The 21,823-nt window shown below is 61.4% G+C and carries 19 protein-coding genes and 2 pseudogenes; 6 read left to right on the top strand and 15 right to left on the bottom strand.

Annotated features, from left to right (window positions below; translation table 11 throughout):
* Positions 1-4 precede the first annotated feature (4 nt).
* The 4 genes and pseudogenes from ACS4RS_RS24010 to ACS4RS_RS23995 form a co-directional block, all read right to left on the bottom strand.
* Positions 5-1,227 (bottom strand): annotated as a pseudogene (locus ACS4RS_RS24010) (MFS transporter).
* Between the two features lie 97 nt (positions 1,228-1,324).
* On the bottom strand, positions 1,325-2,101 hold the full coding sequence (locus ACS4RS_RS24005) for an SDR family oxidoreductase (protein ID WP_439013367.1): 777 nt from the start codon (positions 2,099-2,101) through the stop codon (positions 1,325-1,327).
* 25 nt (positions 2,102-2,126) lie between these two features.
* Positions 2,127-2,990: an SIS domain-containing protein gene (locus tag ACS4RS_RS24000; protein ID WP_439013366.1), complete on the bottom strand. Its 864-nt coding sequence runs from the start codon at positions 2,988-2,990 to the stop codon at positions 2,127-2,129.
* A gap of 21 nt (positions 2,991-3,011) precedes the next feature.
* Positions 3,012-3,401, bottom strand: a complete 390-nt coding sequence (locus ACS4RS_RS23995) for a RidA family protein (protein ID WP_126824305.1) — start codon at positions 3,399-3,401, stop codon at positions 3,012-3,014.
* A gap of 111 nt (positions 3,402-3,512) precedes the next feature.
* On the opposite strand from ACS4RS_RS23995, the gene ACS4RS_RS23990 reads away from it, so the two are divergent.
* The 3 genes from ACS4RS_RS23990 to ACS4RS_RS23980 are packed head-to-tail and all read left to right on the top strand — an operon-like array spanning position 3,513 to position 6,602.
* Positions 3,513-3,995: a hypothetical protein gene (locus ACS4RS_RS23990; RefSeq protein ID WP_439013365.1), complete on the top strand. Its 483-nt coding sequence runs from the start codon at positions 3,513-3,515 to the stop codon at positions 3,993-3,995.
* Between the two features lie 30 nt (positions 3,996-4,025).
* On the top strand, positions 4,026-5,501 hold the full coding sequence (locus ACS4RS_RS23985; RefSeq protein WP_439013364.1) for a M81 family metallopeptidase: 1,476 nt from the start codon (positions 4,026-4,028) through the stop codon (positions 5,499-5,501).
* Positions 5,502-6,602: a D-TA family PLP-dependent enzyme gene (locus ACS4RS_RS23980; RefSeq protein WP_439013363.1), complete on the top strand. Its 1,101-nt coding sequence runs from the start codon at positions 5,502-5,504 to the stop codon at positions 6,600-6,602. It begins immediately after the preceding gene.
* Between the two features lie 75 nt (positions 6,603-6,677).
* On the opposite strand, the gene ACS4RS_RS23975 is transcribed toward ACS4RS_RS23980, so the two are convergent.
* Genes ACS4RS_RS23975 through ACS4RS_RS23965 form a run of 3 tightly spaced genes read right to left on the bottom strand, consistent with a single transcriptional unit; the run spans position 6,678 to position 8,829 of the window.
* Positions 6,678-7,292 (bottom strand): isochorismatase family protein, encoded by a 615-nt coding sequence (locus tag ACS4RS_RS23975; protein ID WP_439013362.1) that lies wholly within the window; start codon positions 7,290-7,292, stop codon positions 6,678-6,680.
* Between the two features lie 53 nt (positions 7,293-7,345).
* On the bottom strand, positions 7,346-8,020 hold the full coding sequence (locus ACS4RS_RS23970) for a glutathione S-transferase N-terminal domain-containing protein (RefSeq protein WP_439013361.1): 675 nt from the start codon (positions 8,018-8,020) through the stop codon (positions 7,346-7,348).
* A gap of 50 nt (positions 8,021-8,070) precedes the next feature.
* On the bottom strand, positions 8,071-8,829 hold the full coding sequence (locus ACS4RS_RS23965) for an SDR family oxidoreductase (RefSeq protein ID WP_439013360.1): 759 nt from the start codon (positions 8,827-8,829) through the stop codon (positions 8,071-8,073).
* 169 nt (positions 8,830-8,998) lie between these two features.
* Between ACS4RS_RS23965 and ACS4RS_RS23960 the strand changes: the two genes are divergently transcribed.
* Positions 8,999-9,898, top strand: coding sequence for an AraC family transcriptional regulator N-terminal domain-containing protein (locus tag ACS4RS_RS23960; protein ID WP_439013359.1), 900 nt, complete (start codon positions 8,999-9,001; stop codon positions 9,896-9,898).
* A 161-nt stretch (positions 9,899-10,059) separates the two neighbouring features.
* Here ACS4RS_RS23960 and ACS4RS_RS23955 read toward each other — a convergent pair whose 3' ends face one another.
* The 8 genes and pseudogenes from ACS4RS_RS23955 to ACS4RS_RS23920 form a co-directional block, all read right to left on the bottom strand.
* Entirely contained in the window at positions 10,060-10,785 is a 726-nt protein-coding gene (locus tag ACS4RS_RS23955) for a hypothetical protein (protein WP_439013358.1), read from the bottom strand.
* A gap of 178 nt (positions 10,786-10,963) precedes the next feature.
* Entirely contained in the window at positions 10,964-11,812 is an 849-nt protein-coding gene (locus ACS4RS_RS23950; protein WP_449314003.1) for a hypothetical protein, read from the bottom strand.
* Positions 11,805-12,725 (bottom strand): hypothetical protein, encoded by a 921-nt coding sequence (locus tag ACS4RS_RS23945; RefSeq protein ID WP_449314002.1) that lies wholly within the window; start codon positions 12,723-12,725, stop codon positions 11,805-11,807. Before ACS4RS_RS23945 ends, ACS4RS_RS23950 begins: the two co-directional genes overlap by 8 nt.
* A gap of 167 nt (positions 12,726-12,892) precedes the next feature.
* Positions 12,893-14,017 (bottom strand): annotated as a pseudogene (locus ACS4RS_RS23940) (ABC transporter ATP-binding protein); the annotation flags it as partial.
* Between the two features lie 91 nt (positions 14,018-14,108).
* Positions 14,109-15,314, bottom strand: coding sequence for an extracellular solute-binding protein (locus ACS4RS_RS23935; protein WP_439013677.1), 1,206 nt, complete (start codon positions 15,312-15,314; stop codon positions 14,109-14,111).
* Between the two features lie 73 nt (positions 15,315-15,387).
* Positions 15,388-16,245, bottom strand: a complete 858-nt coding sequence (locus tag ACS4RS_RS23930; RefSeq protein WP_439013354.1) for an ABC transporter permease subunit — start codon at positions 16,243-16,245, stop codon at positions 15,388-15,390.
* The gene (locus tag ACS4RS_RS23925; protein ID WP_439013353.1) at positions 16,242-17,126 is read right to left on the bottom strand and encodes an ABC transporter permease subunit; all 885 of its coding nucleotides are present in this window, start codon (positions 17,124-17,126) and stop codon (positions 16,242-16,244) included. Before ACS4RS_RS23925 ends, ACS4RS_RS23930 begins: the two co-directional genes overlap by 4 nt.
* Positions 17,127-17,139: 13 nt before the next feature.
* Complete coding sequence (locus tag ACS4RS_RS23920) at positions 17,140-18,297, bottom strand: Gfo/Idh/MocA family oxidoreductase (RefSeq protein WP_439013352.1); 1,158 nt, start codon at positions 18,295-18,297, stop codon at positions 17,140-17,142.
* A gap of 330 nt (positions 18,298-18,627) precedes the next feature.
* On the opposite strand from ACS4RS_RS23920, the gene yghX reads away from it, so the two are divergent.
* Positions 18,628-19,515, top strand: coding sequence for a YghX family hydrolase (yghX, locus tag ACS4RS_RS23915; protein WP_439013351.1), 888 nt, complete (start codon positions 18,628-18,630; stop codon positions 19,513-19,515).
* 360 nt (positions 19,516-19,875) lie between these two features.
* Entirely contained in the window at positions 19,876-21,636 is a 1,761-nt protein-coding gene (locus tag ACS4RS_RS23910) for an MOSC domain-containing protein (protein WP_439013350.1), read from the top strand.
* Positions 21,637-21,823: the final 187 nt, after the last annotated feature.

Genomic DNA, 21,823 nt, shown 5'->3' with positions numbered 1-21,823 from the left:
GATTTTACTGAACCTCGACATCACCAGGCGCAACGGCATTCCGTCGCTGCAGCAGGCCGAGGATGGCGATGCCCGACAGTCCGGTGACGGCGCTCAGCATCGCGGTTTCGGAATAGCCTGTCATCCAGGTGCCGGCGGCAAAACCAGTGCGCCGATCCCCGCACTCGCAAAGATATTGACGGAGATCAGCGCACTGCCAAGCCCCGGCCGATCGGCGATGAGATCCTGCAGATAGGTGATCGGAAAGCTGATGATCGCCGCAGCACCGATGCCGGCGAGCAAGGTCAGCGCATAGAGGTGCCATGGCTCGGAGGCAAAGCCGAGAAGGCTGAGGAATAGGGCATAGATGATGGTGCCGGCGGCAAGCGCGGTCATCTGCCCAGTCTTCCGGGCGATCCGCGACCAGACGATGATGAAGACGATCTCCAGCAGGGCAACGATGCCGACGAGAATACCGACATCGCTGAGCGCGCCATGGGCAGCACCGGTGGCGATCAAGGGCAGAAGGGCGTCGTTCAGATGCAGCGTGCTGGTGATCAGCGCGACGCCGGCGATATGCGCCGAAATCCGTGGCGACACCACCTGCCTGAGCGCACCGAGATAGGAGAGATGATGAACCGCGGCCATCTCCGCTCCCGCCCGCTTCGGCAGGGAAAAGACGATGATGCCCTGGCAGAGCAGGCAGGAGATGGCGGCAAAGAGATAGGCCGGCAGCATGCTCGATGCGCCGGAAAGCGCAAGGCCCATTATGCCCGGGATCAGCACCCAGGAGAGCGAGATCATCGCGCGCACGCCGGAATTGGCCGTCACCATGTCATTGCGGTTCATGCCGTGCATCGCTGCGCGTGCATTGGCAAACAGCAGCGAATTCAAAGCCCCGTAGATCGGCAACGGCAGCAGCCCGCTGATGATGAAAACCGCCGCGCTCGGAAAGGCATAGACCATGCCGTAACCGACGATGCCGAAGATGCAGGCGCCGATCATCGCCGAACGATACTCGCCGAGCCGGTCGGCGAGGTTGCCGAGCAGAACGCTGATGACGACGTTTACCGCCGCCGAGGCGAAGGCCAGGACGGAATAGAGACCGTCGCTCAAGCCCAGTTCGCGGATGCCGACGATGGAACGATAGGGGGCGGTCATCGCCCCTGCCATGCCGAAGGTGAAGATGGCGATCATGCTGGCGCGGATCGCCGGATTGCGGAAGACGTCGGGGAAGAGGCGGCTCATCGGGTCATCAATCGTCGGGAAAATCGGCAGGCGCGGCCGCGGCGGGCAGTCTCGAAAGTCATGCCATGTTTCGGCTCGGAGATCGGAGCCCTGAATATCAGTAATGCTCCGATTGCGAGAAGGTTCTCGCCAGTTCGGCCTGGCCGGCCGTGAGACCGCAATCGACGGGCAGGCAGACGCCTGATATGGCGGCGGCAAGCGGACCGGCAAGGAAGGCAACCGCATTGGCGACATCCTGGGGATCGACGACCCGCTGCAGCGGATACCAGCGGCGCGCTTCCTCGAAAACATTCGGATTGGCGGCGGCGCGTTTCTCCCAGGCCTGCGTCTTCACGGTGCCGGGTGCAACGGCGTTGGAGCGGATACCGAACTTGCCGTATTCGACGGCGACCAGCCGGGTGAAATGCAAAAGGCCGGCCTTGGCGGCGCTATAGGCCGGGTGCCCGAAGACATTCATGCCGTTGACCGACGCGATGTTGACAACCGAGCCCTTCGAAGCCTTCAGCATCGGCTCGAAGGCGCGGAAACACAGGAATGCCGCTTCGAGATTGAGCGCATTATCAGCCCGCCAGATTTCGGGCGTCGTCTCGTGCAGGCTGGTGGCGCGCGCCGCACCGGCATTGTTGACCAGCGTTCGCACGATACCGGCATCGGCGGCGCGTCTGACCAGTTCTGCAATGCTCGCCTCGCTGGTCACATCGCACCCGGCGGCCACGAAGCGATCGGCCGGCCCGAGCTTCGAGGCGACGGCGGCCGCAGCCGCAGCATCGATATCGGCGAGAAACACGACGTCGTGCTCATCGGCGAGCCGTGCGGCGATTGCCGCACCGATATCGCCCGCAGCGCCGGTGACGATCGCAATCGACTTCGTCATTTTCTGTCGCTCCCGTTCATGAACCTCAATCTCCAAGCAATTGCCGGTCGTCGCCGTCGCGGTGGAGGACGAGCTGCTGCTTGATGCGCCGCAGCGTCGTCGTCGCCTTCGGCTGCACGGCATAAGCGACAAGGCTCGACAGAATATCGACCGTCGCGATGTAGGCGATGCGCGTCGAGGTCGGGCGATAGATATTGTTGCCTTCGGGAAGGTCGATCGGCACGACGATTTCGGCGGCCTTGGCAACAGGGCTTGCCGTCTGGGTGAGCGCGATCGTCTTCACCTTGGCGCCGCGGGCAAGCTCGAAGGCCCGCACCAGTTCCAGATTGCGCCCGGAGAAGGACGAGCCGATCAGCACATCGCCGGGCTTTGCCGCAGCCGCCATCATCAGCTGCATGCTGTGATCGGAACTTGCCGTGATGCGAAGACCGAGACGGAAGAGGCGGTTCTGCAGCTCGTCGGCGATCATCGACGAATTGCCGCCCGAGCCGAAGGCATAGATCATATCGGCCTTGGCGATAAACGAAACAGCGGCTTCGATTGCGGCAAGATCGAGCGACCGATGCAGGAGAAAGAGCGCGTTCTGCGCCTTGGTGATGATATCCTGGGCGACATCGGCCGGGTCGGTGCTTTTCGATTCCGGCTTCAGATAACGCACGCCGATATGGGCAGTCCGGGCGAGCTGCACCTTGAAATCGGAAAAGCTCTCGCAGCCGAGCCGCCGGCAAAAGCGGGTGACGGTCGGCGGCGATACCTCGGCGCGTTCGGCAAGCTCGATGATCGAGGCATTCACCGCGAACTCGAAGTCGTTGACGATGATCTCCGCGATGCGGCTTTCGGAGGGAGAGAGCCGGCCCTTGTCTTCCTGCAATGTCGAAAAGATATCCAAAGCCGCTCCCGCCCTTATTCCTCACCCATCCTTCTTCTTATAGGCCACGCAGTCGATCTCAACCTTGCAATCGACCATCATCGACGATTGCACACAGGCGCGTGCCGGTGGATGCTCGCCGAAATACTCCTGGTAGATCTTGTTGAAGGTCCAGAAGTCGCGCGGATCGTCGAGCCAGACGCCGACGCGCACAACATCCTCGACGCCATATCCGGCCTCCTCGAGAATCGCCAGAACATTGGCGATTGTCTTGTGGGTCTGGGCGATAATGTTGCCGTCGATGATCTCGCCATCTTCCATTGCAACCTGCCCGGAAACATAGAGCCATCCGTCGGCTTCGACCGCACGCGCGAAAGGCAGCGCCTTGCCGCCGGCCCCCGTTTGAACAGTGCCATAGCGCTTGATGGGCATGCTGACGTCCTTGCAAATTATTTTCTTGATAAGTTGACAAAGGACCATAGAAAGCAGAATTTGGCCAGTGAAAAACAGAAATTATGAAAAGAATTTCAATCCGGGGCAGATATGCGCGATCCTTTCCAGAATCCTTTCCCCTCTGACAGCGCCCGGCAGGCGATCTGGGAAATGCTCGTTCTGCGCGATATCGATGCTTTTCTCGCCGCCGACTGGTCGAAGGTGGAGGATGATTTCGTCGAAGAGGGCTTCATCGGCATCGATGCCCAGAAGCAGGTCAGCCCCGACAGGTGGCGCCTGGCCTTTCCGACGCTGTCGGCCTATCGCCAGGAATGGCTGAGACAGGCGAAGGATTTCGCCGAGCAGAGCTTCGCGGAAGATCCGCGCACGGCGATCTTCACCACCACGACGCTCGAAGATATCGAGATCGAAGGCGAGATGGCGCTCGTCCGCAAGAAGTTCGACGGCGGCATTACCAAGGCGGACGGCACCCGCGACATCCTGCAATGGCAGACGCTCTATTATTGCAGGCTTCACCAAGGACGCTGGAAGATCTCAGGTTTCACCGGCTACCTGCCGAACCCGATGGGGTAAAGCGGGGCCGACAACACGAAGGCCACTTTTTTGCGCATTTTCACGGCGGCATTGGCGACCGAGACCAATACTTTTTCCCCGATCTGCGTGGATCGCCGCGCATTCGAAGCCTCGCTTTACGCACCCCCCGGCCAGCATCCGGAAACACCGACGCTCTGCACCGCGCCGATCACCGTCGGACGGCGCGTCACCAAGGAGAAAGGTTGGCAGCTGATCGAGGGAACGGCGACCTGGGCCGATCCCGCGGGCCTCGTCAACCGGGCGACCTACGAAGAATTGCGTGACGAAATCCTCGGCCAGCTCAGCGCCGCAATGCCGGTCGATGCCGTCGTCATGGGCCTGCACGGCGCCATGGTAGCCGCCGGGTACGAGGATACGGAAGGCGATCTTCTCTCCCGCATGCGCGAGATCGTCGGACCCGACGTGCTCATCTGCGCCGAACTCGATCCGCACAGCCATCTGACGGCGAAGCGCGTCGCCGCGCTTAATTTCGCCGTCTACTTCAAGGAATTTCCGCATACCGATTTCGTCGACCGTGCCGAGGACCTCTGGCGCATCGCCGTCGATGCGCTCGAAGGCCGGGTCAAGCCTGTGATCTCGGTGTTCGACTGCCGGATGATCGACGTCTTCCCGACATCGCGCGAACCGATGCGCTCCTTCGTCGACAAGATCATGCGGATCGAGGAGGATGATCCCGACATCCTGTCGATCTCGGTGATCCACGGCTTCATGGTCGGCGACGTTCCCGAAATGGGAACGAAGCTGCTGGTCATCACCGATAACAAGCCAGAGAAGGGCGCGGCTTTGGCGCGCGAGCTCGGCCTCGAATTGTTTTCCAAGCGCGGCACCTTCATGGTCCCGCAGATCGATGAGAGGCAAGCCGTTTCGCGCGCGATTGCTGCGACCGCATGGCCCGTCGTCATCGCCGATGTCTGGGACAATCCGGGCGGCGGCACGGCAGGGGATGCGACGGTTATTCTCGCCGAGCTCCTGGCCCGCGGCGTCGGAAGTGCTGTCATCGGCACCATCTGGGATCCGGTGGCCGTGCAGATCTGTTTTGCCGCAGGCGAGGGGGCTGAGATTCCGCTGCGCTTCGGCGCCAAATCGGCGCCCGGCACCGGCAATCCGATCGACGGCACCGTCAAGGTCGTCAAGCTCGTGAGGAATGCCGAGATGCAGTTCGGCGAGAGCCTAGCGCCTTTCGGCGATGCCGCCCATATCGTGCTTGATGGTATCGACATCATCCTCAATTCGACGCGCGCCCAAAGCTTCGATCCCAGCCTGTTTTCGGTGATGGGCATCGATCCGACGAGGCAGAAGATCCTGGTGATCAAATCCACCAATCACTTCTTCGCCTCCTTCTCCCGGATTGCCGCCGAGATCCTTTACTGCTCCGCCGGAACGCCCTATCCCAATAATCCGGCGACAACGCCATATCGGCGGGCGCCGAAGACAATCTGGCCGATCGTGGCCGATCCCCATGGAAGAGAACGCGGAGCCGCCTAGATGGATGATGCCAGCTTTGCCGTCGTCGCCAAGGCGGGAGACCGGATTGCCGATCTCTCGACGCCGCGCCCCGTGATCGACGAAGACAGGCTGGCTGCCAACATCGCCCGCGTTCAATCCTATATGGATCAGCACAGCCTGAACTTCCGCCCGCATATCAAGACGCACAAGATCCCGGCCTTGGCCGTCGCGCAGATTGCCGCCGGCGCCAAGGGCATTAACTGCCAGAAGGTGACGGAGGCCGAGGTCTTTGCCGCAGCCGGCTTCGGCGACATTCTGATCACCTTCAACATCCTCGGACAGCAGAAGCTCGAGCGCCTGGCCAGGCTGAACGAGAAAATTCCGGCTCTCAAGGTCGTTGCCGACAGCGAAACGACGATCGATGGGCTGGCGGCGCATTTCTCCGGGCACAAGCCGCTCACCGTGCTTGTGGAATGCGACACCGGCGGCGGCCGCTGCGGCGTGCAGACGCCTGAAGAAGCGGCCTCGCTTGCCAGGCGCATTGCCGCCGCCGACGGCCTCACCTTCGGCGGCATCGTCACCTATCCGAAGCCGCAATCGGCCGCCGCCGTCGAAGCCTTCATCACCGAAACGCTGGACCGCCTGAAATCCGACGGCATCGCCTGCCCGATCGTCAGCAATGGCGGAACGCCGAGCCTGTTCGAGGCGCATCTCGTCCCCTCCGCCACCGAACACCGCGCCGGCACCTATATCTACAACGACCGCCAGATGGTGCGCATGGGCCATTGCACCGAGGACGATTGCGCCATGCACGTGCTCGCCACCGTCGTCTCCCGCCCGACCGCCGACCGCGCCGTCATCGACGCCGGCTCGAAGGCGCTCACCTCAGATCTCCAGGGCTTCAGCGACTACGGCCTGGTCGTCGGTTATCCCCAGGCGCGGATCACCAGCCTCTCGGAAGAACACGGCGTAATCGATCTTTCCAACTGCACCGGCCCCCGGCCGCAGATCGGCGAAAAGCTCTTCATCATCCCGAACCACACCTGCGTGGTGTCCAACCTGTTCGATACGATGGTCTTCCACCGGGGTGGGATCGTGACGCGCGTCGAGGACGTCGCGGCCCGCGGCCTCGTCTGGTAGGGGCGGCTCCGGTCGCACGCTGGCCGGAACAACGATGCCCAGCGCCACCTCCGTGGCGCCGGGCATTGCAACGGCTTAAGCTCGCGTCATGAATGCCTGCGTCGTGATCGCATTTGCGTAGAAAGGTGCGATGTCGCTGAGGAACGCGGTCTGGTGTTCCCTGGTGAAGGCCGCCGACGCATCGTAGATAACGTTGGTGTGATAGCCGAGGTCGTGGGCGTTGCGCACGGTCGACTCGACGCACTGCCGCAGGGCGAAGCCCATGACGTAGATGTCGAAGATGCGGTTGTTGCGCAGATAGCTGTCGAGCGTGGTGGCGGCAAAGGCGCTGCTGCCGCCGGTGCGCTCGCTGATGACATATTCGCCATCCCGAGGCTCGAACCCCGGGAAGAAATCGGTCTGCTCGCCGAGGAACGAGCCATAGTCGCGCACCATCTTGCGCAGCCCGTACTTCCCTTCGCCCAGCACCCGGTAGTTCGGTTCGAGCACCATCCTGACGTGGATGATCTCGATGTTGCGGCGGCGGGCTTCTTCGAGGACCTTCTTCGAATTGGCGACTGCGGTGTCGATCTGTTCGCGGTCGTGGAACTGGCCGTTGATGCCGCCGGTGGGGGCCAGCCAGTCGTTCTGATATTCGATGAGGATCAGCGCGCTCCTGGCGCCGGCTTCGTTGGTTGCGTGGTCGGTCATGATGTTGTTCCTTTGTTTGGATGGTGTTCGGGTGCGCGCCCCTGCGCCCGGCGTCAGGCAGCAAGGAGAGCCTGATGCTGACGCAGATGCGCGCGGAAGCGGTCGGCATAGTCCCCGACCACCGCATTCCCTACGCTCGGGCGCGCCGCCAATGCCGCCCGCCACGTCGAGACGCGCGGGAAGCCTTCGAAGATCGCCTGCGACACCGCGGGATCGATGATCCCGAAATAGCGGAAGAGCGGGGCGTAAACCGCATCGACCATGCCGAAGGCGGCGCCGGCGAAATACGGGCCTGCCCCGAGCTCGGCTTCCAGCTTCCGGAGCCGGTCGCGGAACGCGGCCCCTTTGGCGTCCGCGGTCGCCGGATCGGTGGCGTTGAGAAATTGCCAGCCATCGGCCAGGGTCTGAGTGGCGAACTCGATCCACGCGCGCTGCCGGGCGCGCAGCAGCGCACCGTCGGGATACATGCGCGCGCCGCCCTGCGTTTCCTCGAGATACTCGCAGATCACCATGCTTTCGAAGAGGATGGCGTCCCCCTCGTCGGTCTGGTGCACTTTGAGCAGCGGTACTTTGCCGGTCGGCGACAGCGCCAGGAACCAGTCGGGCTTGGCCGAGAGGTCGACGTTGATCCGCTCGAACGGCACGTCCTTCTCAAGAAGGACGATCGCGGCGCGTTGAACGAACGGGCAGAGCGGGTGGCTGATGAGTGTCAGGCTGGGGTCGGGCATGATGGCCTCTCGGTGTGACGGCAATTCCGGATGGAGGAGCGGCGCGGTGGTCAGATCGCCTGACCGCCCGAGATGTCGAAGGTGGTGCCGTTCGCCCAGCCCATGTCGTCGGACAGGATGGCCGCGACCGCGCCGCCGATGTCGTCGGGCTCGCCGACACGGCCGAGCGCGATGGTCCCGGCGACATAGGCGTTGATGTTCGCATCGTCGCGGACCACGCCGCCGCCGAAGTCGGTCGCGATGGCGCCCGGGGCAATCGTGTTCACGCGGATCTGCCGCGCGCCCAGCTCGACCGCCATGAACTTGGTCAGCGTCTGGATCGCCGCCTTCGCCGCCGCATAGAGGCCGTAGCCCGCCATCGTGACGCGCACGAAGCCCGACGAGACGTTCAGGATGCGCCCGCCGTCGGCGATCAGCGGCAGCAGCTTCTGCGTCAGGAAGACCGGGCCGCGCAGATGCGTGTCGATCAGCGAGTCGAACTGTTCCTCGGTCGCGTCGGTCAGCAGCGCATAGAGGCCGTGGCCGGCATTGTTGACCAGGAAATCGAACTGCTCGCGGCCGAAGCGGGTCTTCAGCGTGTCGGCCACCGTCTCGGCAAATGCCGGGAAGCTCGCCGAATTGCTGACGTCGAGCGCGATCATCGCGGCCTGGCCGCCCAGCGCCTCGATCTCCTGGCGCAGCGTATCGGCCTCTGCCGCGGCGCTGCGATAGGTGCCGATGATGGCGACGCCGCGCTTGGCAAGATGCAGCGCCATGCTGCGGCCGAGGCCGCGGCTGGCGCCGGTGATGAGTGCAATCTTTTTGGTCATGGTCTGTCCTTCGTGGATGGTTTTTCCGGAAGGCCGCACCGCTGCGGCGTTGTTCCGATGCCAACCAGATAAGCAGAGCGCGCCGCGCCCGCCCGCCCAATGCTCTCAATCTATTGCCTGATTGTCTCAAGCTCTTTGCTTGCTCGAAAAACAATGCCATAGAAGGCTGATGACCGATCATCTCCAGCCGCATATCGACCTTGCCCTGCGCCACGCGCGATCGGGGATGACCGTTACGCCGATCCAGCGACTGGAGATCGGCGTGGGGCAAGCGACATCAGGCACGGCGCCTTGCCTGTACCGCTCGATGATCTGCTTCATCCTGCAGGGGTCGAAGGATGTGGTGATCCACGACACGCTGCTGCGCTACGACTCCTCGCAGTATCTCGTCAGCGCGCTGGATCTGCCGCTGAGCGGCCAGATCCACGATGCCGATGGCGGCCGGCCCTATGTCGCGGTGTCGCTCGTCCTCGATCCCGCATTGCTGGCCGAGGTCGCGTCCACCATGCCGCCGGTGCGCGACGCCGATGCGCCTGGCATGGGCATCGCAATCAATGCGATGACCCCACCGCTGCGCGACACGCTGCTGCGTCTGCTGGCGTTGCTCGACACCCCGGCCGACATTCCGGTTCTGGCGCCGATGGCGGAACGCGAATTGCTTTATCGTCTCCTGCAAGGCCCGCAGGGACGCCTGCTGCGCCATATCGCCCAACCCGAGGGGGCACTCGGCCGGATCCGGCGTGCGGTCGAATGGATTCGCGATCACCAGAACGGGCGGCTGCGGATCGAAGCGCTGTGCGACGCAAGCGGCATGAGCCGCGCCAGCCTGCACCGCCACTTCGTGGCACTGACGGGGCTCAGCCCTATCCGGTATCAGAAGCAGCTTCGATTGCAGGAGGCGCGACAACTGCTGCTCTCCGGCGACCGAACCGCTTCGGACGTCGCCTTCGCAGTCGGTTACGAAAGCGCCTCACAATTCAGTCGCGAATATCTCAGGCAATTCGGCGCACCCCCGGTGCGCGACATACGTCAGCTCAGGCAGACGATCGGCAGCGTGGCACCGGCCTAATCGGCCATCTTGCACCGTTATTTCGCCCCCAAACCCGCCGACAGCGCCGTCGTCGACGCCGGCTCGAAGGCGCTGACCTCGGATCTCCAAGGCTTCAGCGATTACGACCTGATCGTCGGCTATCCCCAGACGCGGATCACCAGCCTCGCGGAAGCTCGCTCTCACCGAGGCTTGGTTGACCACAACTTTGGACGCTCTGCCGTCGTTGTCCGGATGGTGCTATCAATAGAGAACCCGTCTGGTCCCCAAAAGTCTTCTCCGGCGCAGGCGGTGTCCCCGAAGAACGCCATTGGGTCAAACGGCACCCGGTCTATCAGCTTGTAAAGCTGCTGATTGGAATGGAGAACCGTGTCCAGCTCCTTGGCTCTCTCAGCCTGCCGTGCCTCAACATAGGGGATCGCAGCTGTCAGAAGTTCCTTCAGTACATCCACGACGACGCTGTCACTTGCCACCCGCTTATGCACAGCAGTGATGGCGTCGCCATGTTCCTGCTCGGTGTAGATGACCTTCTCAATATGCCAGCCATCGCCTGGCCCGAAGTGGGCCAGCACCCTGTCACGAAGAAATACGATGCTCTCATGCTGCTCCTTTTGTTCTGGGGAGTAGGCACCTGTGACCCCCACGTTATAACGCTCAATGGCCTTCGTCGTAGAGGCTCGGCAATAGGTGACCACCGCGTGCATCAGCAGCGCGCGAATAAGGTAGTCTTGGGCGGAATCGTCGCCTCTCATCGCAATAAGGGCGTTGACGGATACTTGCGCCTCTTTCAAGTCGTTGGTGACCGAGACGGCAGACTGGAACTTGCGGACGGCTTTGATGAAGTCTGCTGCCTTGGGGTTGTCGGACAGATGCGCCGCGGCGGCGGTTAGGTCAAAAGCTTTGTTCATGCTGGTCTCGACGGGAAAGAAGATTGTTCGGTCTTTAGTGAGTAGGTTCAAGAAGGCGCGAGCTTTATGCCGCCGTCCAAGGCATCACGTCGGAAAGTGGAAGCGGGAATGGACTAGACGGCTGGGGGGCATCTCAGGGGCAAAACGGTTGGCTTCGGGTGAGGCGGACGTCTGTGCCTCAAGGGATCTTGGGTTTCCGTGGCGGTCGGGCTCGGGGCTTAGCCGCCTTAGTGTCGGGAGCCGCTGCGACGGAGGCTGCAGCAACAGGCGCAGGCGGAGGCGGCAGTTTCACACGCCACGTTTTCTCGACCCGTTCCTTGTTGATGGGCGAGGTCGCCGCGATGCTGATCAGGGCTGCATTGACCTTCCCCACGACTGACGTGACTTCCGGGCTAGGGTTGCTGATGCGTCGGAGATCCGTGACCCCTACGATCCGCTTTTTCAGCTCCTCGCCCTCATAGGATAGAAACACCTCTTCGAAATCGGCATCCGTGTACTTGTCCAGCTCCTCAAGCGTATTGGAGTTGTAGGTATTGCTGAGACTAATAAGCAATTCCTCGAAACTCGGCTTTGGCTTGGCTGCAGTGTATGCGGTGGCAAGCGCGGTTTTCACATCGATATGGAAGTCGGCGCCATGATAGAAGCTGTTATCGACATTGAACGCCTCGACGTTGCTCTTATTGAAGTCGAGGAAGTGTTCGAGCACCTGATTCGCCGTCGCGGGCTCACCCATGCTGATGCACAGGTCATAGAGCGTGTTGAGATGGTCGTTCGTATGGTAGGCCGTGTCCTTGATAAAGGCGTCGGCTATCGTCCGCGTGACCGTGCTTGCCGGCGAGGTGAATGAATACCGCCACGTCTCCCAAGCCGCCTGCCATCTGTTCATTGCATCTTGTGCCTCAATACGCTTATTCAGCTCGTCCGCATGGGCAGCGACGGTATCCGGGGAGAAGTAACCGCTCGCCAGTCCTTTCACGATCTCCAGGTCGAACGCGTCGATGCCGTTGAACGGGTATTCCTCAAGCACGTTTCCAAGCTGCCTGCTGCTCGGTAAGGTCATCCTCCTTGGCGCCGAAGATGAGGCGGCCGTAAGTGTGGAGGAAGTCCATCGTTGGCGCGATGTCCGGCTGGTGCTGGGTCCAGCCAAATAGGACGGTGGACGCGACGACATTCTCAAACACACCCTTTGGAAATTCCTTCAGCAGCGCGTCAAGCTGCGTGACTGCCTTGTGAATCTTCGTAATGACGCGGACGTTTTCGAGACCCAGCATCAGGCAATATTTGCGGGTGAGCTCGCTGGCCTCGTCCGCTCCCTTTAGCGCAATACCCACGGACTCCAGCGGTGTCGGCGCAAAAAGCAGGCTGACGTCTACGACCTTCTCAAGATAGGCATCGTAGGCGTCTCGGTTCTTCTTATCCAATCCCTCCTCGTTGAGCAGGAACACGACCTTGCATTTGCGCTCGTCCTTCAATTGCGAGGCATAGCCAAGGACGTCGGCGGCGTCCAAATCCTTCCCCTTCCGCTCAAGGTCATCGATGCAAATGATTTGGTTGCGGGCCGAGAGCGCCAGAAGGGATAGGGCGGACTCCATGTCATCACTGCCGGCACCTAGTCTGTGGACGAGCGCCAGCCCCCTCTTTGCCCAACCCCAGCTCGCTTTGACCGAGGCCTCCATATCCTCAAGGCTGAAATCCTTGCCGATCTGGTTCGTGTCAATGGTGTTCTGAAAGACTTGGCTGCGCACCTGCGCGAGCGAATTCAGGCCGAACAGCGAGACATAGGCGTACTTTTTTAGCGCGATCTTGCTCCGATTTGAGGTGAGCATATCCCGCCACGTCCATGTCTTGCCCGTTCCCCACTTCCCTCTGATGCAAAGCACCTCCTCATTCGTAGAGGTGAGGAAGCGCAGGAGTTCATCCTTCACGAGCTTGGTAGACATAGCGGCCCCGGGCTGGTCGGCCGGATCTTACGCAACCCGTGGCGATTCTACGGGTGGCCGCCTTTCGCCGCAGGGGAGTTGCCAATAAATACAATTTATGCGTCGGACCTGCGGCTGGATACTGCCGTCCGCGGGAGATTGGCCAAGAGCCCAGTCGCTTCAAGCCGCGTCGGGTTGATCACGTTCATATCGATTTCCGTCAGTTCCACCCGCCGCTCAAACGCAATGCCCGCCTCGTCAAAGAGATGGCAGTCGGCGGCATTGATGCCGGTTGATACAGGCGCATCGGCGCGGATGCCGACGCTGCCGGGGAGCATGGCGCAGAAGTTCTCGCCCTCGCCATTGAGCGAGGCGTAAGCGACCGTATTGGCGCCGAGGCGCTCGATCACGGTCGGCGTCACGGTAAAGACGATATCACCGCCGTTCAGTTGGATATGCTCCGGGCGGATGCCGAGTGTCAGCGTCTTGCCGGCCATGCCGTCACGCGGTGTTACCGGCAGAACGGCCGTCTGGCCGAGATAATCCACCTCGACGCCGCCGGCGCTGACGCCCGTGCAGGTCACGGGGAGAAAATTCATTTTCGGATTGCCGATAAAGCCGGCGACGAACTGATTGGCGGGCTTGTGATAAAGCTCCAGCGGCGCGCCTGTCTGGGAGATGTCGCCGGCGTCGAGCACGACGATGCGGTCGGCCATAGTCATGGCCTCGACCTGGTCGTGCGTCACATAGATCATCGTCGCCTTCAACTGCCGGTGCAGCTTGGCAAGCTCGATGCGCATATCGGCGCGCAGCGCCGCGTCGAGGTTGGAGAGCGGCTCGTCGAACAGGAAGATCTTCGGTTCGCGCACGATGGCGCGGCCGATCGCGACGCGCTGGCGCTGACCGCCGGAAAGCATGCCGGGTTTCTGCTGCAGTCGCTGTTCCAGGTGCAGGATGCGCGCCGCATTCTCAACCCTGGCCTTGAGCTTTGCCTCTTCCATCTTCTCGACGCGAAGCGGGAAGGCGATGTTTTCGAAAACCGTCATGTGCGGGTAGAGCGCGTAGGACTGGAACACCATGGCGATGCCGCGCTTGACCGGCGGCAGGTCGTTGACCCTGATGCCGTCGATGACAATATCGCCAGCCGTCGTCGCGTCGAGACCGGCGATCATCCGCAGCAGGGTGGATTTGCCGCAGCCGGACGGCCCGACGAAAACGACGAACTCGCCGTTCTTCACGTCGAGCTGCACGCCCTTCAGAACCTCGTAGTCGCCATAGAATTTCTGAACTTTGTTAAGAACGAGCTGTCCCAAAAATCTGTCTCCGCCGGCGGCCTTCGTCGCACATTCGATATAGGGGAGGGGCCGCGGTTTTTGCCGCGACCCCAGGGAGCCTCAGGAGGGATTACTTGAAGGCTTCGATTTCGCCGGCTGCCTTCTTGAGTGCGGCTTCCGGCTCGGCCTTTCCAGTCACGACCGACTGGATCATTTCGATCATCGAGTTCTGGAAGCCCTTATAGTCGGTGAACAGCGGCTCCGGACCACCATAGCTGATGCCGTCGATCAACGGCTTCCAATAGGGATCCTTGGCGACGAACTCGTCGACCTTTGCCGAAGGACGCAGCGGGGTGAGGCCGGCGCCGCCCTGCAGCTCGTATTCCGACTGGACATCCGGAGAGGTGATGAACTTGGCGAACTCCGTCGCCTTGTCCTCGACTCCCGAACCCTTGAAGATCGCCAGGCTGTCGGTGATCAGCAGCGTGCCGGGGCCCTTGGCGTTCGGACCGAGCGGCAGCGTCGTAATGCCCCAGCTGATCTGCGTCTTCTTCAGGCGGTCGGCTGCACCCGAACCTGCCTGGATCATCGCCACCTTGCCGTCGAGGAAGATGGCGCGGACTTCGTTCTGCTCATAGGCCGTCGGGCCTTCTTCGGAGTAGGGGACGATGTCCTTATAGGCCTTCAGCGCTGCGAGGATTTCCGGGCTGTCGAGCGTGACCTTGCCTTCGGCATCGGTCACCGCACCGTTGTTGGTGTAAACCCAATGCATGAACTGGTGCATGGTGTTGTCGAAGGTCTTGGCGGAGAGACCGAAGCCCGGAATGCCGGTCTTTTCCTTTATGGTCTTTGCCATCTCGATTTCTTCGGCCCAGGTCTTCGGCGGCTTCTCGGGATCAAGGCCCGCCTGCTTGAAGAGATCCTTGTTCCAGTAAAGCGCCTTGGTGGAGAAGGCGATCGGAACGCCCCACTGGTTGCCCTCGAAGGTTACCGTATCGACGATGTGGGGGTAATAGGACTTTTTCTCGTCATCGGTCATCGGCACCGGGACAATAAGATCGTTCTGCGCGAATTCCTTCAGCGTGCGCGAACCGACATAAGCCATGGCAACCGGCGTGCCGGCGGCGGCAAGTGTCGTTGCCTTGTCCTGGCACTGCGCCCAGCCGACGACTTCAGGCGCGATCTTCCAGCCTGCGTTTTTTTCTTCCCACTGCTTGATGTATTTGGTGTGGACCGGGTCGATCGTGTCGCCGCAATAGATCCAGCTGATTTCCTTGTCGGCTGCATGGGCAGTGACCGCGGTCAGTGCGGTCGAACCGAGCAAGGCGAGCGCCATAAGGCCTGTCTTGATTGTTATACTCACGTCGTGACTCCCGTTCTTGTGTTAGCTGTTCACTCGTTTTTTGGTCTTATTGTTTCACCGCACCGGCGGTCAGCCCGCCGACAAGGTAGCGCTGAAGGAAGAAGATGACGACCATCGCCGGCGCGATGCCGACGAAGGATGCCGCCATCAGTTCGTTCCAGATGACCTCCTGCTTACCGAAGTAGGCAAAGAGACCCACCGGCAGGGGCATGTATTCTGTCTTCGAGTTGAAGGTCAGCGCGAAGATGAATTGCTGGGCGTAAGCGCCGATGAATGTTGTGATGGCGACGACGATGATCCCAGGCATCGCAATCGGCAGGATGACGCGGCGAAGCGTGTAGAAATGGCTGGCGCCATCCATATAGGCAGCCTCGTTGAGCTCCTGCGGGATACGGATCATATAGGTGCGCAGCAGCCAGATCGCCGAGGGGATGAGGAAGGCGACGCCGGGCACGATCATCGCGAGATAGGTGTTGAGCACGCCCATGCTGCGCATCAGCCGGAAGAGCGGGATCAGAAGCACGGCGCCGGAGAACATGTTCACCGTCAGGAAGGCGCCGAGCAGAATCCCCATGCCCTTGAATTCGAACTTGGCGAAGGCGTAGGCCGCCGGAATGACGAGGCAGAGCACGATCAGCGTGACGATGATCGAGATGAAGAACGAGTTGAAGATATAGCGCCCGAAACCCGGCACGCTGACCCACATCGTCCGGTAGGCTTCGAAGGAACCATTCTCCGGCCAGAAGCGGTAGGGCGAGGAGAAGAGCTGGCTGAGGGGTTTGAGCGAAACCATGAAACCTTCGAAGAAAGGCGCCAGCACGAAAAACAGAAACAGCGCGATGCCGCAATAGATCAGGATGATTTCCCACCAGCGGTAACGGTCGATCAAGGCAGCACTGCTCATGCGCGCTTCTCCGGGTTGAGGCGGCGGGTGACGCGGAAATAGGCAAAGCAGAAGAGCGACAGGAAGATGCAGATCAGCACGGCGCGTGCGGCCCCTTCACCGTATTTCTTCGAGCCGATGGCGGTCTGATAGGTATCGATGATCATCGTCGTCGTCTCACCGCTCGGTCCGCCCTGCGTCAGGATCCAGATGATGTCGAACGAGTTGAACGTGGCGATCAGCGACAGCATCGACATGGTGATGATGGCGGGCACCATCAGCGGCAGGGTGATGCGGCGAAAGCGGTACCAGCGGCCGGCACCGTCTGTCCAGGCGGCCTCGTAGAGATCCTTCGGAATGGATTGGATCGCCGCCAGGAAGTAGATCGTCACCAGCGGCACGCCGATCCACACGTCGGTGATGATCGTCGCCCAGAAGGCGGTGTTGCCATAGGCGAGAAAGGCGACGGGGCCGTCGACCAGACCGAGGCGCTGCAAAACGCCGGATATCATCCCGAACTGGCCATTATACATCCAGCCCCACATGAAGATGCCGATCGCCATCGGCACGATCCACGGCGGCATGGTCAAGAGCCGGAACAGCGAGCGGCCCGGCACGGCGGCATTCAGCATCGTCGCGCCGAATGTGCCGATCACCATTTTCAGCGCGACCGAGAAGAACGTCCAGACGAAGGTGCGGAAGATGACCTCCGCAAAGGTGGCGTTGAAGATTTTCTGGTAATTGACCCAGCCGACCCAATTGGTGGTCTTCCTGAGGGACGCATCGGTGAAGGAGAGTATGAAGGTATCGACGAGGGGATAGGCGACGATGGCGAGAACATAGAGGACGGCCGGGAGGAGAAGGAGCCAGGCGAAGATGAAGGCGCTTCTTTGGACACTCATCTTGCCGCCTTCCTCAAGCCGCTCTGGCGTGGAGCGCCTCGTCGAAGCGATCCCAGACGGGACGCAGGTCGACGACGGTTTTCTTCATCCTCGCCTCATCCATCGCCAAGGCGAGGATGCCGGCTTCGAGCGCATTCAGCGTGGAAACGGGCAGTTCGAGCCCGGTGCACACGCTTTCCAAGAGGTCGCTCGCCATCTGTTCGTCGGCGCCGTAATGCTGGGAGAGCTCGGTGGCGGCATATTTGTTTTCGATCACCTTCTTGCCGGTCAGTTGCTCATGCACATCGAGATAGCCGCGCACGAAATCGCCTTCGGCCATGCCGCGCGAGCCCATGATGGCGAAACGGCGGAACTGGTCGGGCACGTTCAGATTGGTGTGGAAGTTCATGCCCACGCCATTTTCATATTCGACGATCGCCACCTGGTAATCGATAATGTCGGCATCGCTATCGAAGACCTTGTCCGATCCCATCCAGCCGCTCGGCTTGCGGTGGAAAAGCTCGAGGTCGTTGATGCCCTCGCGCGCCGGGTCGTTGGCCGGAATGAAGCTCTTGCGGCCGCCGAAACTTGCCACGCGCTCCGGCCTTGCGCCGACGACACCATTATAAAGGTCGAGGTCGTGGCAGCATTTCTCCAGCATGAAGCTGCCGGAATAGCGCTCGTAGCGACGCCAGTCGCGCATGAAGAAGGCGCCGTGATAGGGCTCGATGTGCTCGGAAGCCTCGATCGAGACGATCTGGCCGAGTTTGCCCTCGGCCTGGATGGCGCGCAGATCCTTGTAAAGCGGGGAATAACGCAGCACCAAACCAACCATCAGCCGCTCATGACCGAACTTCGCCATCAGATGGGCAAGCTCGATGCTTTCAGCGATCGTCGTGACGATCGGCTTTTCGCAGAAAACCTTGAGGCCGGCTTGCAGGCCGAGCCTGATATGATCGAGATGCAGGTGATTGGGGGAGCCGATCATCAACAGATCGAGCTTTTCGGAAGCCAGCAGCTCTTCCGGCGACCCATAGGCCTTGCCGACCGAAATTCCCTTTTCCGTCAACCCTGGAAGTCCGGCAGGTTCCGGATCCACATAGCCGACAATGTCGAAGCTGCTGTCGATTGCTTTGAAGACGTAGCCGAGATAGCCGAGCCGGAATCCCAGCCCGATGATTCCCACTTTCATGCCGATCAAGTTCCCAGTTTAAGTAATTTATTTTCTTTAAGTTGGGACAAAAAACGAGAGGCGTCAATAGAAAACGGGCCTCACAGCACGAGGATGAAATTTATTTTCATAGATCGGTAGACGGCTGTCGATTGGCGGCTGCGGCCGGCAGGACGCGGATTGCAAATTGAGAAGCGCGCACCTGTTGAAGCAGAGGCGGCGAATTCAGCCTCCGTCACCGCGGGTGGTCATCGCCCCGGCAAGCACACGCGGGACTCGCGAAATGTTGAAAAGACACGTGAGTTTGCGTGTGTAGGATGGTGCGAAACCCGAAGGCAAGGAGGAGCCATCATGACCCGCATGACAGCCAAGGATTTCCCGCAGGAACTTCTCGAACTCTATGATTATTATGCGCACGGGAAAATCACCAAGCGCGAGTTTCTCGACCGGGCCGGCAAATTCGCGGTCGGAGGGCTGACGGCAGCCGCCATTCTCTCATCGCTGAGCCCCGACTATGCGCTGGCGACCCAGGTCGAGTTCACCGATCCCGACATATCAGCTGAATACATCACCTATCCCTCGCCGAAAGGAAATGGAAACGTCCGCGCCTATCTCGTTCGCCCGGCAAAAGCCGCCGGCAAAGTCGCGGCCGTGGTGGTCGTGCACGAGAACAGAGGCCTCAACCCCTATATCGAGGATGTGGCGCGGCGCGTCGCAAAGGCCGGTTTCATCGCATTGGCGCCGGATGGACTGACGTCGGTCGGCGGTTATCCCGGCAACGACGAAAAGGGACGGGAGCTGCAGCAGAAGGTCGACCCGGAAAAGCTGATGAACGACTTCTTCGCGGCCGTGGAGTTTCTGATGAAGAGCGACCTCACCACCGGCAAGGTTGGCATCACCGGCTTCTGCTATGGCGGCGGCGTCGCCAATGCCGCGGCGGTCGCCTATCCGGAACTTGCCGCCGCCGTGCCTTTCTACGGCAGGCAGCCGCGCGCCGAGGACGTGCCGAAGATTAAGGCGCCCCTGCTTCTCCATTATGCCGGATTGGACAAGGGCATCAACGAAGGCTGGCCGGCCTATGAAGCCGCGCTGAAATCCTCTCAAAAAACCTACGAAGCCTATGTCTACCCCGACGTCAATCACGGCTTCCACAATGACACCACCCCGCGCTACGACGAAGCGGCCGCCAAGCTCGCCTGGCAGCGCACGGTCGACTGGTTTACGAAATACCTCGCCTGAGAAGGCCGTGGCCGAACGATGCTGCGGGCGGGGAGACGTTCCCCGCCGTCCAAGGCGGTTTTGCGACAACCCTGTGATTTCAGCTCATATCGGGATTGCCTGCGGCTTGACCCTGGCGTTTGGCTATTGCGGGCCGTCGGCCTAGGAGAACACCGTCACGCCGCCCTGCGCCCCGCCCACGGACTGCAAGGGACCTCGTCGCCGACACCACCATCTGATCGATCGAAAAGCCCTTCGGTGGTATCATCGGCGAGCCTGTGATTGCGGGCGACTGGGGGGAGGTCACTGAAGCAGCCTCGTGGAGAGCCGCGCCCGTTCCTCAGCCATCCTCTGACGACCTCATCATTCGGGAGAAATGTCATGGTACGCTTGCTCTCGGTCAATGTGGGCCTGCCGCGCGACATCACCTGGCAAGGCAAGATCGTCAACACCGCCATTTGGAAAACGCCGGTCGGCGGCCCGCGCATGGTGCGGCGACTGAACGTGGACGGCGATGGACAAGCGGACCTCGCCGGCCATGGCGGCGAAGGCCGCGCGGTCTTTGTCTATCAGATCGATTCCTACCGGTACTGGCAGGAGCAGTTGCGCCGAGACGACTTTGTCCATGGGCAGTTCGGAGAGAATTTTACCATCGATGGTTTGCCGGACACAGAAGTCTGCATTGGAGACCGTTATCGGATCGGCGCCGCGTTGTTCGAGGTGACGCAGCCGCGCGTCAGCTGTTACCGGCTTGGCATACGCATGGACGAGCCGGAGATGGCCGCGTTGCTGGTCAAACACGGTCGTCCCGGTTTCTACTTGCGTGTGCTGGAGGAAGGGGAGGTGCGGGCGGGCGACGAGATTACGAAGGTTGCGGCCGGCCCGGAGGGCATGAGTATCTTTACGATCAACGCGCTGCTTTACATGCCCGGCCACCCTCGTGACCAATTGGAGCGCGCGCTGCGCATCCCGGCGCTGAGCGCCGGCTGGCGTGGTTCATTCGAGGCGCTGCTCAAGCAGAAACGGGAGGAGGGCGAGGCGACGGGAAATGCCGGGCTTGCCGCCGCGTCTGGCCCACCGCCCGCATGGCGCGGTTTCCGCCCTATGCGTGTGTCGCGCAAGGTGCGGGAAAGCGGCAATGTGACCTCGCTCCTGCTCGAGCCGACGGATGGCCAACCCGTTGCCGCGGCACTGCCCGGGCAGTTCGTGGTGTTGCGGCTCGAACCAGCTTCTGCGCCAGCGATGATGCGTAGCTATTCGCTGTCAGGCGAACCCAGCGCCAGTCACTATCGTGTCAGTGTCAAACGGGAGGCCCACGGCCTTGCCAGCGGTTACATCGACGATGAATTGCAGGTTGGAGACATCGTGCAGGCAAGTGCCGCACGCGGCGGCTTCACGTTGCGGCCGGGCGCCTCGCCGGTTGTTCTCTTGAGTGCGGGTATCGGCGTAACGCCGGTGCTGGCGATGCTTCTTGCTCTGGCGGCCGAAGCGTCGACCCGGCAAGTCTGGTGGTTATACGCGACCCGCAACGGCCGCGAACATCCGTTTGCCGAGGAGGCGCGCGGGCTGCTCGGGAGGCTTGCTCACCATCGCAGCCACATTCGCTACAGCTCGCCCGATCCCGCGGATCGTCTCGAGCGGGATTTCGACGCTTCTGGCCGTCTGGATGTACCGGCGCTGCAAGCGCTCGAGCTACCGCGCGATTGTGATGTCTATATCTGCGGACCCTCGACATTCATGAGCGATCTGACCGACGGGCTGACTGCCCTGGGCATCGCCCCCAATCGCATCTACAGCGAGATGTTCGGCGCCGGTCCGTCGATAACCCCAGGAATGTCTGCTTCGCCGCCTCGTCCGCCACACTTACCGGCAGGGTGTCCAGGCTCCGGGCCGATGGTGTCATTTGCGCGCACCGGTCTCAATGTGCGCTGGGAGTCGACATTCCAGAACCTGCTCGAACTGGCGGAGGCCTGTGATGTGCCGGTGCGATGGTCGTGCCGAACCGGCGTCTGTCACACCTGCGAGACCGGGCTTGTCGCAGGGAGCGTCGGCTACCGGCCAGACCCGGTCGATGCGCCGGCGGATGGGAACGTGCTGATCTGCTGCTCAAAGCCTCAGGGTGACGTCGTGATCGATTTGTAAAGGCAGGTATCTGTATCTTGCTTGTCTTTCCGGGGAATGCCCGGTGTCGTCATGCTCTGCAAACATCGAGGATACGATGCTGCTCAAGGGCGATCGGGTATTCATGTGCGGGGTATGGGTGCTTCGGCGCTTCTTCACGACGCCCAACAAACGCGGCAACGCCCCGAATCGCGGCACAATCCTCAAG

It is taken from the genome of Rhizobium sp. F40D2, from assembly GCF_051810745.2.
Lineage (GTDB): Bacteria > Pseudomonadota > Alphaproteobacteria > Rhizobiales > Rhizobiaceae > Rhizobium.
This window is presented reverse-complemented; position numbering and strand designations above follow the sequence as displayed.

Coding starts and splice junctions, on each gene's coding strand:
- ACS4RS_RS23995 (WP_126824305.1), bottom strand. CDS start 3,401: ATGCCCATCAAGCGCTATGGCACTGTTCAAACGGGGGCCGGCGGCAAG.
- ACS4RS_RS23945 (WP_449314002.1), bottom strand. CDS start 12,725: ATGTCTACCAAGCTCGTGAAGGATGAACTCCTGCGCTTCCTCACCTCT.
- ACS4RS_RS23935 (WP_439013677.1), bottom strand. CDS start 15,314: ATGGCGCTCGCCTTGCTCGGTTCGACCGCACTGACCGCGGTCACTGCC.
- ACS4RS_RS24005 (WP_439013367.1), bottom strand. CDS start 2,101: ATGACGAAGTCGATTGCGATCGTCACCGGCGCTGCGGGCGATATCGGT.
- yghX (WP_439013351.1), top strand. CDS start 18,628: ATGACCCGCATGACAGCCAAGGATTTCCCGCAGGAACTTCTCGAACTC.
- ACS4RS_RS23955 (WP_439013358.1), bottom strand. CDS start 10,785: ATGAACAAAGCTTTTGACCTAACCGCCGCCGCGGCGCATCTGTCCGAC.
- ACS4RS_RS23975 (WP_439013362.1), bottom strand. CDS start 7,292: ATGACCGACCACGCAACCAACGAAGCCGGCGCCAGGAGCGCGCTGATC.
- ACS4RS_RS23990 (WP_439013365.1), top strand. CDS start 3,513: ATGCGCGATCCTTTCCAGAATCCTTTCCCCTCTGACAGCGCCCGGCAG.
- ACS4RS_RS23920 (WP_439013352.1), bottom strand. CDS start 18,297: ATGAAAGTGGGAATCATCGGGCTGGGATTCCGGCTCGGCTATCTCGGC.
- ACS4RS_RS23960 (WP_439013359.1), top strand. CDS start 8,999: ATGACCGATCATCTCCAGCCGCATATCGACCTTGCCCTGCGCCACGCG.
- ACS4RS_RS23910 (WP_439013350.1), top strand. CDS start 19,876: ATGGTACGCTTGCTCTCGGTCAATGTGGGCCTGCCGCGCGACATCACC.
- ACS4RS_RS23970 (WP_439013361.1), bottom strand. CDS start 8,020: ATGCCCGACCCCAGCCTGACACTCATCAGCCACCCGCTCTGCCCGTTC.
- ACS4RS_RS23925 (WP_439013353.1), bottom strand. CDS start 17,126: ATGAGTGTCCAAAGAAGCGCCTTCATCTTCGCCTGGCTCCTTCTCCTC.
- ACS4RS_RS23930 (WP_439013354.1), bottom strand. CDS start 16,245: ATGAGCAGTGCTGCCTTGATCGACCGTTACCGCTGGTGGGAAATCATC.
- ACS4RS_RS23980 (WP_439013363.1), top strand. CDS start 5,502: ATGGATGATGCCAGCTTTGCCGTCGTCGCCAAGGCGGGAGACCGGATT.
- ACS4RS_RS23965 (WP_439013360.1), bottom strand. CDS start 8,829: ATGACCAAAAAGATTGCACTCATCACCGGCGCCAGCCGCGGCCTCGGC.